Annotated in this window: 13 protein-coding genes; 7 read left to right on the top strand and 6 right to left on the bottom strand. The window is 46.1% G+C overall.

The annotated features are described in order from the left end of the window. Window positions 1-91 precede the first annotated feature (91 nt). A complete protein-coding gene (locus tag H7B67_RS08540) occupies window positions 92-1,084 on the top strand; it encodes a helix-turn-helix domain-containing protein (RefSeq protein ID WP_343069201.1) in 993 nt (330 codons plus the stop codon). A 109-nt stretch (window positions 1,085-1,193) separates the two neighbouring features. Then, window positions 1,194-2,144 carry an aldo/keto reductase gene (locus tag H7B67_RS08535; RefSeq protein ID WP_185119386.1) on the top strand — a complete coding sequence of 317 codons (951 nt, stop codon included), beginning with the start codon at window positions 1,194-1,196 and terminating at the stop codon, window positions 2,142-2,144. A 61-nt stretch (window positions 2,145-2,205) separates the two neighbouring features. Here the strand turns inward: H7B67_RS08535 and H7B67_RS08530 are convergent, their stop codons facing one another. The 3 genes from H7B67_RS08530 to H7B67_RS08520 form a co-directional block, all read right to left on the bottom strand. Beyond that, window positions 2,206-3,096 carry a DMT family transporter gene (locus H7B67_RS08530; RefSeq protein ID WP_185119385.1) on the bottom strand — a complete coding sequence of 297 codons (891 nt, stop codon included), beginning with the start codon at window positions 3,094-3,096 and terminating at the stop codon, window positions 2,206-2,208. Window positions 3,097-3,183: 87 nt separating this feature from the next. Continuing rightward, window positions 3,184-3,975, bottom strand: a complete 792-nt coding sequence (locus tag H7B67_RS08525) for a helix-turn-helix transcriptional regulator (protein WP_185119384.1) — start codon at window positions 3,973-3,975, stop codon at window positions 3,184-3,186. Between the two features lie 204 nt (window positions 3,976-4,179). Further along, the gene (locus H7B67_RS08520; protein WP_185119383.1) at window positions 4,180-4,647 is read right to left on the bottom strand and encodes a MarR family winged helix-turn-helix transcriptional regulator; all 468 of its coding nucleotides are present in this window, start codon (window positions 4,645-4,647) and stop codon (window positions 4,180-4,182) included. A gap of 172 nt (window positions 4,648-4,819) precedes the next feature. Between H7B67_RS08520 and H7B67_RS08515 the strand changes: the two genes are divergently transcribed. Beyond that, entirely contained in the window at window positions 4,820-6,190 is a 1,371-nt protein-coding gene (locus tag H7B67_RS08515; RefSeq protein ID WP_245363196.1) for an MATE family efflux transporter, read from the top strand. Window positions 6,191-6,265: 75 nt separating this feature from the next. Here the strand turns inward: H7B67_RS08515 and H7B67_RS08510 are convergent, their stop codons facing one another. After that, a complete protein-coding gene (locus H7B67_RS08510) occupies window positions 6,266-7,060 on the bottom strand; it encodes an SDR family NAD(P)-dependent oxidoreductase (protein ID WP_185119382.1) in 795 nt (264 codons plus the stop codon). 150 nt (window positions 7,061-7,210) lie between these two features. Here H7B67_RS08510 and H7B67_RS30645 point away from each other — a divergent pair, with 150 nt between their 5' ends. Then, on the top strand, window positions 7,211-7,525 hold the full coding sequence (locus tag H7B67_RS30645; RefSeq protein ID WP_209649154.1) for a helix-turn-helix domain-containing protein: 315 nt from the start codon (window positions 7,211-7,213) through the stop codon (window positions 7,523-7,525). Between the two features lie 3 nt (window positions 7,526-7,528). Further along, window positions 7,529-8,038, top strand: a complete 510-nt coding sequence (locus tag H7B67_RS30640) for an MmyB family transcriptional regulator (RefSeq protein ID WP_209649161.1) — start codon at window positions 7,529-7,531, stop codon at window positions 8,036-8,038. Window positions 8,039-8,143: 105 nt separating this feature from the next. Here the strand turns inward: H7B67_RS30640 and H7B67_RS08500 are convergent, their stop codons facing one another. Next, window positions 8,144-8,620 carry a MarR family transcriptional regulator gene (locus tag H7B67_RS08500; RefSeq protein WP_185119381.1) on the bottom strand — a complete coding sequence of 159 codons (477 nt, stop codon included), beginning with the start codon at window positions 8,618-8,620 and terminating at the stop codon, window positions 8,144-8,146. Between the two features lie 496 nt (window positions 8,621-9,116). Here H7B67_RS08500 and H7B67_RS08495 point away from each other — a divergent pair, with 496 nt between their 5' ends. Next, window positions 9,117-10,613: a monooxygenase gene (locus tag H7B67_RS08495; protein ID WP_185119380.1), complete on the top strand. Its 1,497-nt coding sequence runs from the start codon at window positions 9,117-9,119 to the stop codon at window positions 10,611-10,613. A gap of 241 nt (window positions 10,614-10,854) precedes the next feature. Here the strand turns inward: H7B67_RS08495 and H7B67_RS08490 are convergent, their stop codons facing one another. Next, on the bottom strand, window positions 10,855-11,466 hold the full coding sequence (locus tag H7B67_RS08490) for a TetR/AcrR family transcriptional regulator (RefSeq protein ID WP_185119379.1): 612 nt from the start codon (window positions 11,464-11,466) through the stop codon (window positions 10,855-10,857). A gap of 150 nt (window positions 11,467-11,616) precedes the next feature. Between H7B67_RS08490 and H7B67_RS08485 the strand changes: the two genes are divergently transcribed. Continuing rightward, a complete protein-coding gene (locus H7B67_RS08485) occupies window positions 11,617-12,909 on the top strand; it encodes an FAD-dependent oxidoreductase (RefSeq protein ID WP_185119378.1) in 1,293 nt (430 codons plus the stop codon). Window positions 12,910-12,924 lie beyond the last annotated feature (15 nt).

Below are 12,924 nucleotides of genomic sequence, written 5' to 3'. Positions count from 1 at the left end.
CCGGTAAAAACTTGTAAGAGCTAAATGAACAAGTCGTTTGAGCTTCTCAGCAAAGTATGCTCGCCGGTTTCCAGTTATACTGAAAGTATATGTGTTGAAACGTTTATTAAAGGGAAGCTCAGGCTGGCATAACCGAAGGGGTGATACTGAAATGGAAACTAGCGCAATCGCAGGAACGAGTAAGGCGGGAACGTCTATGACGATGAGATCAAGCAAAATGGTCAAGGCGCCATATGAACTGGTAAAGTCTCCGAATCATAATGGGAGCTTGAAGCTGGATGGAATGTCCGTTATCGAATTCTCTTTTTACACGCAAGGCAGAAAAGGAGCTTTTTTTTTGCAGGATCATCTTCTGCTATTCATCAAGTCGGGTGTCTATACCGTTCGCTTCGGTGATCAACAATATACGATGCGGAGCAACGAAATGATGTTTATTCATAAATCGATCGGAGTCGAATACGAGAAAGCGGGCGAGCCCGATTCCGATTACATCCTCGACTATATGATGTTTTTCCTGAACGAGAAGATCGTAGAGGAATTCCTCAAATTCGCCGGCTTAAAACCGATTTATCCTGTGAATGATGTTGTTCCGGTTACCGTCTTTCCGATCAATGCCCGTATTGGAAGCTATATCGAGTCGTTAAAGCCCTATTTCGAGAACCCTGACGAAGTCAAAGACGGTCTGGTTCGCGTGAAGCTGATGGAATTGCTGTTTCACCTAGCCGATTCGAACGATCGTTTGTTGCATCAAATGATGCAACCCATGAGCAAGGACAGAGGCAGCATCGCAATGATCATGGAGGAGAACTTCTTGAATCCCGTTTCCCTTAACGACCTGGCCTATTTGTCCGGCAGAAGCCTGGCTACGTTCAAAAGGGATTTTCAAGCCATATACAACACCCCCCCGCTCAAATGGGTTCGCAATCGGAGGCTGGATAAAGCCAAGGAACTGTTAGCGGCAACAGCGTTATCGGTTACGGATGTCTGTTATTCGACCGGATTCGAAAATATCGCTCACTTCTCCAAAGTATTCAAGGAAAGATTCGGACTTCCGCCGTCGGAGTTTAGAAACAAAATGAGCTAAATAAACAAATAGAATGAGCTTGTAGGCAAAGAAATTCATTCGTCTCCTTGATATTCTTAGCTCATGCGGTAAACGCAGCATTATTAAAAATGAAAAGGTGTTGGAACAAATGAAAAAGGTAAAATTGCAAAATGAAATGATTCCTTCGATCGCTCTTGGTACCTGGTCATGGGGGACCGGTCAAGGCGGCGGGGATGCTGTTTTCGGGAATCATCTTACCGCGGAAGACTTAAGACCGGTTTTCGATTCGGCGTTGAAAGCCGGACTCAACTTATGGGACACTGCGACCGTGTACGGAATGGGAGCCTCCGAAAGCATTCTTGGCGAGTTTGCAAAAGGCCGCGACGATGTGCTGCTGTCAACGAAATTCAATCCGCGAATGGGCGGGCCTGTCGAAGACAGCTTGAACAGCAGCCTGAATCGGCTCGGCGCGGACCATATGGATATCTATTGGATCCATAATCCTCTTGATGTCAGAAGATGGACTCCCGAGCTGATTCCGCTCATGAAAAGCGGGAAAGTAAAATATGCGGGCGTCTCCAACCACAATCTGGAGGAAATCAAGCTAGCGCAAAGCATTCTGGCTGAAGAAGGGCTGAAAATCTCTGCTGTACAGAATCATTACAGCTTACTGTACCGTTCGTCCGAAGAAGCCGGAATTATGGATTACTGCAACGAAAACAACATGGTGTTCTTCTCCTATATGGTGTTGGAACAAGGCGCATTAACCGACAAATACAATGCGCAAAATCCTCTCCCAAGCGGCACCCGAAGAGGGGAGGCGTTTAATGGAGACGTGCTTGCGCAACTGGAAGGCTTGATCCATGTTATGAAGGAAATCGGCAATAAGCACAAGGCGACTTCTGCACAAGTTGCCATCGCTTGGGCCATTGCGAAAGGAACCGTTCCGATCATCGGCGTTACGAGAACTTCCCAAATTTCCGATGCTGCTAAAGCCGCTGAAATCACGCTGACAGCACAGGAAATCCATGATCTTGAAGCAGCGGCGAAAGAGACAGGAATAGTAATCAAAGGTGAATGGGAACAGCCGATGCTTTAATCGCTATAATCCGTATCGGCCCGTATCAGCTCTTAAAACAAGCTGATCGGGCCTCATCCATTCAATCCCTCGCCCTTGTGTTAGGATTTACCGAATGCATCCACTCCCCCAAATAAGTAGATCCCAGGATCATCAAACCACCGATCAGCTGCGTCACAGCTAAGGTCTCTCCCAGCAAGAGGACACTGAACATGATGCCAAACACCGGCTCCAAATAGCTGTAAGAAGCAATCTCGATGGACGACACACGGTGATAGGTTGAGAAATATAGGTTATAGGCCAGGCCCGTATGGACAACTCCAAGAATGCATGTCAACAGGATCTCCGTTCCATCCGCGGCCAGAACCTGCCCCCATTCCCCTTCAGCCAGCACGAACGGCAATAGCACCATGCTAGCCGCACCCATTTGGAGGAATGTAGCCATAGCATGATCCGCTTGATTGGCCGCCTTGCGATTGATGATCACGATGGCCGCGTACAACATGCCGGACACACCACTGAGAATCATGCCCCACATCCCCTGAGACGAAAACCCGGCTGGGCCGAACCCCCCCGTACCTACAACCAGGCATAATCCGATAAACGAGATACCAACGATGCCCACCCGCAGTCGGGTCAGTCGTTCTTTAAGGACGAGTGGGGCCGCCAGCATGACATACACCGGGCACATGTTATAGATGATGACCGCTGTAGAGATATTCGTATTTCGATACCCGTAGAAGAGGGCGGCCCAAGCTAATCCGATCAGTGCGCCAGAAACCAGGTAGGGCTTTGTTTGGCGGAACGAGATCCGTTGGACTGCCGGCCTCCTTCTTATAAATACCAATAATACCGGCAGGGCGATTACTGCCCTTAAGAAAGCCAGCACAAAAGGGGATAGCTCAATATGCCGCGTAAAAACCCCAATGCTTCCCCATACGACCATGACAAGCGTCAATCTCAACCGATCCAATTCAAAGACCCCTTATACCCAGAATACTCCCATCGTATCCGAACCATAAGAGGCCGTATTGTATGAAATTGACGGAACATGCCCTTTCTACAGGCTTTGCAGATAACCCTTGGGTGTGACCCCGGTCATCTTCTTGAATTCCCTGATGAAATGGGCCTGGTCATAAAATCCGACCTGCTCTATGATCTCGAATGGTTCGACTCCTTCAGCGAGCAGCTTTTTGGAGGCAGCGACTTTTAGCTGCAGTTGGAACGCCCTTGGCGTGGTATGAAATCTCCGTTTAAACTGGCGGATAATGGTAAACCGGCTGAGACCGAAGGTATCCTCCAGCGTCTCCAGCGTCCAATTCTCTTGAAACCGATTAACCAGCCAATTCCGTATTTCCATGATCCGCTCCGCTTGATAGCCTTCATCGCTTGGATGGGTGTCCTCCGTTAAGGGCTCCCCAAGCTCCGCCAACAGTTCAATCAATCGACTTTCCAGAATATCTTTATCCTCTTCCGTTTCCAGCAGCCGAATGAAATCCGTTACTTGCCGAAGGGGATCGCCGTATAGCTTCATGACTTGATCAAATCTCAAGCTGCTCTCGTAATAGCGGGGGTCAATATAGAGCATCACAAACCGCCACTGACGAATGTCTGTCGGGGAGCAGCAATGACTCACAAGCGGAGGAATGACAATCCCGTCGCCTTGCCTAAAAGGAATGGTCTCTCTCTCAAAATCCACCTGCGTGGAGCCTTCCTCAATATAGCCGATGGACAATTCGTTGTGCACGTGCGGCTTGTAGCTTTGATAGGTTTGCCGGCACCGTTTGATTTCCACACCATGCAAGATACTTTTATGGTAAGTCAATGTGGAAGAGCTGACGTTCGGATTCATGAACTCTATCCCCCTTCAAAAGCACGTCATTCAGGCGGTGGTATATGTACATCAGGCTACCGAAGTAGTCGGCGGACTGATGTTGACGATTCAACCCCCGTTAGTTCAGCCCTTCGAATGACTGTGACACGTCGTGTTCATCATTTAGATGGCAGTCGTCTTCGGAAAGCCTAGACATACACACCCGCTTACCAAATGAAGCAGTTATCGATTAGACTCATTTTCTTTTCCATTAATGAATTTGGATAGTAATTCAACTAATTCGATTCGTTGTTTTGCAGAAAACTCTCTAAGCAATTTCTCCGATATTTGCTCTTGAACAACTTTTAGATGGTGCATATGGCGAAGCGCTTCCTCGGTAAGCATCAACAACGTGGCACGACGGTCATTCGGATCGGCAGTTCGTTTGATAAAGCCATCACGTTCGAGGGAATCCACTTGTTCCGTAATAGTTCTTGCCTTTAATCCTAATTTAATGGCTAATTCGTTCATTCGAATCTTCTCTGCTTCCCATACTGTTAGAAGAAGAAAACCTCGTGGTCCTGAAAGTTGAACCGGCTGATTTGACGAGGCAAGCTCTACTTCAAATTCCTGACGTACTTGACGGGCTGCATGCAATAGGAGCTGCACTACATCAGCAGCTGGATTATGGCTAGTTGCTTTACTTGACATAAATAAAGTCGCTCCCTTGACAAAGAAAGAAGTATGTAATACATTAATAATCGCAATTGATGAGGTACCTCATTATTACGGACCACAATATAAAGGTAGTCACCCTTATATTACAACTTTCTTTTCCATTTGCAAATTTTAATGACTATTAAATAAGAAAGCGGTGACCTACATGGAAACAGGAAAGATGGAAAACTCAAACAATCTCCACTACTTTGAAAAAGCACCAATTGCCAAAGCCGTAGCGCACTTCGCCATACCGATGATGCTTGGTACGTCGATGAGCGTCATCTATTCGCTCCTGAACGCCTACTTCCTGGGTACGCTCAACAGTACGCCCATGCTAACTGCACTTGCACTAACTTTGCCATTATTTTCAATCATTATGGCGCTAGGAAACTTAATTGGCGTCGGGAGTAGTGCATTCATTTCCCGCTTATTAGGCGAAAAAAGATATGATGATGTTAGGCATGCGTCCGCCTTCGCCTTTTACAGCAGTTTAGCGCTTGGCATTGTCGTGATTGCCGTCGCACTCCCACTGGTTGATTTCATTGTTAATAAACTGGGAGCAACTCCTGATTCCTTTGGTTTTACGAAGGATTATGTCACATTTATGATTATTGGTTCACCGATCATCATATTATTCAACACGCTGGAGAATATCGTGCGTGCAGAGGGTTCGGCAATGAAATCGATGATCGGTATGATTCTTAGTGTAGTCGTGAATATTATTCTCGATGCATTAGTTATCTTCGTCTTCAATTGGGATGTGAAAGGTGTGGCGGCGGCTACTGTCATTTCCACTTTGGTTGCGAGCCTATTTTTTACATTCCACATAGGGAAAAGGAGCCGATTCTTAACATTTTCGATAAAATGGTTTAAAGCTTCTAAAGAAATTCTAGGTAATGTATTTAAAGTCGGTGTTCCCGTCTTTATCATGAGTGTCTTTTTGGGTGCAATGTCACTCCTATTTAACCGTTATCTGGTCGAGTATGGGGAACAGGCAATAGCGGCATTCGGAATTTCATCCCGCTTATTGCAAATGCCTGAGGTTATTCTAATGGGTTTATGCGAGGGAGTTGTGCCATTAATTGCTTTCACTTTTACAGCAAATAAAGTACGTATGAAGCATACCATTCAATTCACGATCAAAGTGATTTTGACGTTAGCAGTTGTGTTCGGTGTTGTCGTCTACGTGATTTCGGATCACTTGATTGGCATTTTCACCAATGACCCGTTATTAATCGAGATGGGCAGCTACATTCTGCATGTAACGTTCCTATCCTTGTTCATTACGGGAATGACTACGTTGTTTACAGGAATCTTCCAAGCGACAGCGCAAGGAACCGCCGCGTTTATTATGTCGATTATTCAGGGCATTACTCTCATTCCTGTGCTTTATATCGCCAATCAAATAAACGGATTCCATGGGGTTGTTTGGTCCCTCGTCATTGCGGATGCCGTCTCGTTCTTTGTGGGTGCTATCATGCTTTATGTATTGCGCAATAAATTGCAGACGGATTTGGAGAGTTTGCCACAATAGAAAGTAATGCAAGCGGAGCATACGGAAGGAGTATCCCGGATCAATGGACCCTTCAGATACTCCCTTTGTTTGGAATTACGCTCTTGCACCGCCATCCACCGGCAGAACGACGCCTGTCACGAATGAGGCGCGATCGCTTAATAGCCAGGCTGCCGCTTGCGCGATCTCATGCGGATTGGCAGGACGTCTAAGAGGCGTCAATGAGTTGCTTTTTTCAATTATATCTGGAACTTGAGCAACTAATCCCTCGATCATCTCGGTCATGGTGGTACCAGGCGCAATAGCGTTTACCCGGATGCCCGAAGGTCCGAATTCAACTGCAGCCGTTTCGGTCAGACTATTAACAGCCCGTTTGGCGGCTCCGTAGACAGATAACCCCGGATTACCTCGGAAGCTGCCCACGCTGCTGTTGTTGACAATGGCACCGGCACCTGCGGTATTGAGCATAGCCTTGATTTCCGCTTTCATTGCCACCCAGATTCCTTTGTAATTTACAGCCTGAAGAAGGTCGAATTCCTCTTCCGTGACCTCTGTTATGGGCGAAAGGGGGGCCCCAATTCCAGCATTATTGAAGGCGATATCCAAGCGGCCGTGACGTTCAACGGTCGTTTGAACCGCCCGTTCGATGCTGGCGGAATCGGCCAGATCGGCCACAATGTAATCGGCTTTGCCGCCTTTCGCGATAATTTCCTCTACTCCGGAACGCAGAGCCGCTTCTGTTCTTGCGACGAGCGTAACCGCCGCTCCTTCTTCGGCGAAGAGTTTGGCTGCCGCCGCTCCGATGCCCCGGCTGGCCCCTGTAATCAAAGCTACCTTATTGCTAAGCATTCCTTCAGAATTGTTATTTTTGTGCTGAGTTGTTGTTTGCATGGTCTGTCTCCTTTGGATTCGGCAATGGTTCTGAAAGGCTTCAAACTGAATTGAAGCCTTATTCTACGACCGAGTATAATTTGCTAATACACTACTGACGAGAGGTTGCTTGATCATAGGTTTCCGAATAATAGGCAAGGAGGGGTTGATATGAACGATAGCGAGCGCCGTTCGGCTCTCGGTGAATTTTTGCGCAAACGGAGGTCTAGCCTTTCTCCTGAAGATGTGGGATTGCCGACGGGGACGCGCCGCCGGACAGCCGGATTGCGTCGGGAAGAGGTTGCCCAACTGACGAATATCGGCACATCCTGGTACGTGTGGCTGAAGCAGGGACGTGATGTGCGTCCATCCATACAAGTGTTGGAAAGTCTAGCTGCGGCTTTAAGGCTCGGCCCCAACGAACGACGCCATCTCTTTTTTCTCGCAGGAGAATCGCTTCCTCCCTACTTGTCTCCTCATGGATAAAGCATCGGATCCGCATTTCAAAGGATACTGGATGACCTTACTCCGAATCCCGCATATGTTTTGGGAAGACGCTCGGATTTTGTGGCCTGGAATGATGCTGCGAATGAGGCTTTCTCCATTTCCTCAGCATCCCCGCCTCATGAATTCAATTTAATCTGGCGGTATTTCACAGACCCAGTATGGAGGGGGCGCTTCAAGGATTTCGACCAAAAGGCTGCGGGAATGATTGCGGAATTCCACACGGCATCTGCCCGCTACGTTGAAGATTCATCGTTTGCCGGATTAATTGAAGACCTTAAACGTGTATGCCCCGAATTTGACCGTCTATGGCTGCAGCATGAAACGCCAAGCTCTCTTGAAGGATTTAAAGAAGTGGAGCATCCTGACATGGGGCATTTGGAGTTTGATCATATTACCCTGCAAATCCCCAATGATCCTGATATGAGAGTGATGATTTACACGCCTCTCCCAGCAACAAGGTCAAAGCTGGAAAAGCATTTTACACACGGATAGAACAAATCAAAAGGCACCCGCTTGGGTGCCTTGATTCCTACGATTCGTCGTGCATGAAATTCCCATGTTATTGATGTCTAACATAGGTGCAGTTGTTGAGGTACGTTAGCGATAGAAGTCAACCATATCTTCAAACAGCCGTTTGATAAATTCAAGATCGCGTTCGTTGAATTTTTCCAAAAATCCGTACATTCTTTGCTTTTCCTTCGTATGGAGCTCATCATGAGCAGCAAATAGCTTTTTGCCGACAGGCGTTAGCCGAAAATACACTTCCTTTTTGTTATCGTTGAGTTGGGCTTTTCGCACCCAACCTGCCTTTAATAATTTATTTGCGATCTTGGAGGTATTCCCTTTGCTTAGATTTAACCTTTCCGCGATGGAAGTGACATTGATCGGCTCCCGCTCTCCGATACACGCAATGGTGTGCAGTTCCGTCATGTTCAAGCTGAATTCCGGTTCGATATGCTTCCGGATATCCTCGAGGTATGCTGCAGTTATTCGGGTTTCATATTGCTCTTTTTGCTGAAGAAACTGAACGAAAAATTCATGAATTGCGGCTTTGTTTTTATTGGCAGTATCCATGATTTTGCTGGCTCCTCGACTCATTTGTTTCATTATATCATAGAATATTTCATGAGAAACAAACGGGTGTGCTCATATTGGGTGGGGTTGACAGAATAAGGAGTGACACCGTACAATGATATAGTTTCATATGAAACTATATTATATGCTATTTTTTTATCATCCCTTTATTAATCAGCATTAAAAAAATTTCATGTGAAACAATAACCAATGAAGGAGACTTGCCTATGGAAATAATGAATCCAAAGACATTGACGGATAAGGTTACATCTGTAATTTCTCATGTCGTGGTAACTTCCGCCTCTAAACTGTGGTAAACCACAACCCGGAATTGATTTCGATTATTTTTGACGCCGGATTTCATGTGTTTGGCCCTAATTGGCCGAAGACAGCAAGTACATATATAGGCGTTCAAGCACTAGCCGATCCTGAATGGCTTATCGAAATAGACGCTATCGTTATCTTCCCATAATATTTAAGAAAAGAGGTTATTTATATGAACTATGATGTCATCCTTATCGGTGGCGGACCTGTCGGCATGATGTTGGCTGGAGAATTGGCATTAGCCGGTGTAAAGGTCTGCGTCATTGAGCGATTAAAAGAGACAACTCCCTATTCACGCGCGCTTACCGTACATCCACGAACCCTTGAAATATTAGATATGCGTGGAGTGAAATCACAATTAATCAATACAGGCCGCTTACTTCCGAGAGGGCATTTTGCCGGATTAGCAACTCCCTTGGATTTCTCGGCGTTGGATTCTACTTCCAATCACACTCTCTTTTTACCGCAGAGTGAGACGGAGAAGGTGCTGGAGGAATGGGCTCTTAGCCTTGGCGCAGAGGTCTGGAGAGAGGTTGAGGCTCTATCTGTGCATCAGGATGAGGATGGGGTCGACGTTAAGATCGCCGGACCCAATGGAGAAACAACATTAAGAGCTGCTTATGTGGTAGGTACGGACGGAGCCAGAAGCTTGGTTCGCAAACAGGCAAATATCTCCTTTGAAGGTACGGACGCGACCTTCACGGCTATTCTCGGAGATGCTGTTCTATCTGATTTGGCTCCTATGAGCGTCATATCCCGGATTACAGAAAAAGGTTTGGTCAGCATCATGCCGATCAATGATCAAATCTATCGGGTCTTAATGATCGATATGGAGAGACGTAACGTCTCTAAGGATGAGCCCGTTACGTTGGAAGAGTTTCGTTCATCGATCATCCGTACGACCGGAAGCGACCTGGGATTGAACGAGGTGAAATGGATGTCCCGTTTCGGAAATGCGACGCGGCAAGCGGGACGCTATCGGAATGGTCGATTGTTCCTGGCGGGAGATTCGGCGCACATTCATTTTCCGGCTGGCGGACAGGGAATGAACGTCGGCTTGCAAGAAGCGATGAACTTAGGCTGGAAGCTTGCAGGAGCAATCAAAGGTTGGGCTCCGGACTGGCTATTGGACAGCTATCATACCGAACGTTTCCCATGGAATACGGCCTTGCTCCGGAATACCGAGGTCCAAACCCTGCTTCTGGACGTGACTCCTCCTATCATGGAACTGCGAAGCATGCTGGCTAATCTGATTCAAATACCGGAGGCTAATTATCAAATCGCCGCACAAATCGCCGCAATGGATGTACATTATGCTCCAGACGCCGAAGCGCCTCCCCATCCTTTAAACGGGAAACGTTTCAAGGATCTCAGCTTAAAGCTGAGAGACGGGCAATTGACGAACTCCTATCCGCTCCTGCACAAAGGTGCTTTTCTTCTGTTGCGCTTCCATTATAATGAACAGGATAGCGGTCAATGGGAAACGTATAGCAACCTTCAAGTCGTACATGCATCTTTGCTTGAGGCAGACGCGGATTGGAACGACGTCCACACGGCGCTTATTCGGCCTGATGGACATATTGCCTGGGCGATTTCTCTAGCAGATCCGAATCCAATGCAAACAATAAATGAAGGAATCACTCGCTGGTGCGGAAACATTACGGATTAGTAATTCGTTTGAGGTAAGTCTGCCTCTTCCTTACCCAGCTAAGGCAAGGTCTGTAGATGATTGAACAAGCACTGTCCTTTACGTCAATGGAATCAAGTTCTTGTCCTCAGGAGGGGATAAAACTTGATTCCTTAAATCCCTCTACGTTATGGCTATCTATGAACCATCTGAATATCCAACGTTCCTCGTCCAGTTCCTAGAGCGAAATCAAAAGGCACCAATCGGGTGGCTTCTGCCAATTTCACTGTTTAGAAAAATATAAAATTGCCGGCAACACCACATGATCAACAATCTCTTCCAATTTCTGATGCGACACCCATCCATTTTCAAGCATAAACGTATAGCGAATTTGCTCAAAAAGAATTAGTTTGGTCGCTTTAGGTGGGAATTTTGTGATTTCTCCCCGTTGTACGGCCCGCTGAAGAACGTTATCCATAATCTTAATATTGGAAGCCGTTGCTTCGGCCAACATCTGGCTTGTCCGTTCTCGCTCCTGCTGGTTAATCATCTCGGAAAACAGCATTTTAAAAAGTTTAAACGGTCCATTGTTGGACTCCAAAATAAATTGCTGACCAACATATATTAAATGATCACGGAGACTGCCCCTGTCAAAATCCAGACTCTTGAATACCCCTTCCGATTGTTGCATCCGTTGTTGGACAGCTGCAAACACTAAATCAAACGGGGTATCCCAATAACGATAAACCACCGAACGACTGGTATTCGCCTCACGAGCAATACGCGCAAAATTAATCGCGCTGTACCCTTCCGTCTCCAGCAGACGATACGTTACTGCATAAATATCATGTTGTAATTGGTCGCCGCGGCGGCGGCTTTTATTTGACTCGGTCATCGCTCTCTATCTCCTTGTACGTTCATTATACAGCAAACTGTATCTTAAATGAATAAGGTCCAACGGTGTATCTAATTGACTCCTTAAGATACAAAGGTGTATCCTAATTATAAAATAAGATACATCAATGTATTTAAAGGAGAGGGAATAATGAAAACTATTGTTTTAGGAGCATCACACGGAGGTTTTGAAGCGGTTGGAGCGTTACGATTGATGTGTCCGGAAGCGAACGTTCAATGGTATGACAAAGGAGACTTCTCCTCCATTCCGGCCAAGGATCTTGAAACCATACAACAACAAGGAGTATCCATTTTCGGCAACACTGAAATAACTAAAGTAGAACCTGGCAAACACCAAGTGGAAATATTCAATCATATGACAGGGGAAACGCGAAAGGAGGGTTATGACAAAATCATTTTAAGTCCTGGTGCAAAGCCATTTATTCCTCCTGTCCCTGGACATCATTTAAAAAACATCGGTACGATGAGCAGTCGACAGGATATATTCAATATGAGAAAACATGCTGCAGATCCAGATATTAAAAACGTTGTTATTGTTGGCGCAGGATACATTGGGACTGGAGCAGCTTCATTATTCGCCGAATCAGGGAAAAAGGTTACGTTAATGGACATCAACGATCGTCCTTTAAGCTCCTATTTAGATAAAGAATTTACGGATGTACTTGAAAAAGAAATGAAAGATCGAAATGTGGAATTGGCACTGGGCAACTCGATTATCGAATTTGTCGGTGATGAAAAGGATAGAGTCGTCAAGGTTGTAACTAAAAAAGACACCTATTCAGTTGACCTGGTTATCTTGTCTGCCGGCAATCGTCCCAACACGGAATGGTTGCGAGGCGCAGTGGAATTATTGCCGGATGGCAGAATTAAAACAGATGAATACATGCGTACAAGTGATCCCGATATTTTCGCCATTGGGGATGCAACAACGGTTTGGTACCATCCCGGTAAAATGCGGATGAATGTTTCATTAGGAACCAACGCGCGTCGTCAAGCCCATTTTGCAGTAAAAAACTTATACGATGCAACTCATCCGCTTCCTGGTGTACAAGGCTCTTCAGGTGCGCAGATTTTCGATTATTATTTCGCTACAACTGGTTTGAATGATAAAACGGCAAAAAAGCTTGGCATTGAAATAAAATCCGTTTACTTGGAACAAGAGACGGCCCTGTTTTCTCCGGAGACGACCGTTATGTTCAAACTGGTTTACGATCCAACAACTTTAAAGATTTTAGGGGGACAAATCATGTCTAAAGTTGATTTGACTGCTAATATCAATACGGTCTCCCTTGCGATTCAAACCGGATGCACATTAGAACAATTGGCCTATGCCGACTTCTTCTTTCAGCCAGGATTAAACACGCCATGGAACGTAATGAATACGGCAGGATTAAAAGCATTACTTCAAGAGAATTTAATGTAACAGACTTTCACTTCG

This window comes from Cohnella thailandensis, from assembly GCF_014212135.1.
Lineage (GTDB): Bacteria > Bacillota > Bacilli > Paenibacillales > Paenibacillaceae > Cohnella > Cohnella thailandensis.
Note: the sequence above shows the minus strand (reverse complement) of the source record. Positions and strands in the feature narration are given on the sequence as shown.

Excerpts from the sequence above, each read along its gene's own strand:
- H7B67_RS08490 (WP_185119379.1), bottom strand. The coding sequence starts at position 11,466 with ATGACCGAGTCAAATAAAAGCCGCCGCCGCGGCGACCAATTACAACAT.
- H7B67_RS08515 (WP_245363196.1), top strand. The coding sequence starts at position 4,820 with ATGGAAACAGGAAAGATGGAAAACTCAAACAATCTCCACTACTTTGAA.
- H7B67_RS30645 (WP_209649154.1), top strand. The coding sequence starts at position 7,211 with ATGAACGATAGCGAGCGCCGTTCGGCTCTCGGTGAATTTTTGCGCAAA.
- H7B67_RS08520 (WP_185119383.1), bottom strand. The coding sequence starts at position 4,647 with ATGTCAAGTAAAGCAACTAGCCATAATCCAGCTGCTGATGTAGTGCAG.
- H7B67_RS08525 (WP_185119384.1), bottom strand. The coding sequence starts at position 3,975 with ATGAATCCGAACGTCAGCTCTTCCACATTGACTTACCATAAAAGTATC.
- H7B67_RS08510 (WP_185119382.1), bottom strand. The coding sequence starts at position 7,060 with ATGCAAACAACAACTCAGCACAAAAATAACAATTCTGAAGGAATGCTT.
- H7B67_RS08535 (WP_185119386.1), top strand. The coding sequence starts at position 1,194 with ATGAAAAAGGTAAAATTGCAAAATGAAATGATTCCTTCGATCGCTCTT.
- H7B67_RS08500 (WP_185119381.1), bottom strand. The coding sequence starts at position 8,620 with ATGGATACTGCCAATAAAAACAAAGCCGCAATTCATGAATTTTTCGTT.
- H7B67_RS08485 (WP_185119378.1), top strand. The coding sequence starts at position 11,617 with ATGAAAACTATTGTTTTAGGAGCATCACACGGAGGTTTTGAAGCGGTT.
- H7B67_RS08495 (WP_185119380.1), top strand. The coding sequence starts at position 9,117 with ATGAACTATGATGTCATCCTTATCGGTGGCGGACCTGTCGGCATGATG.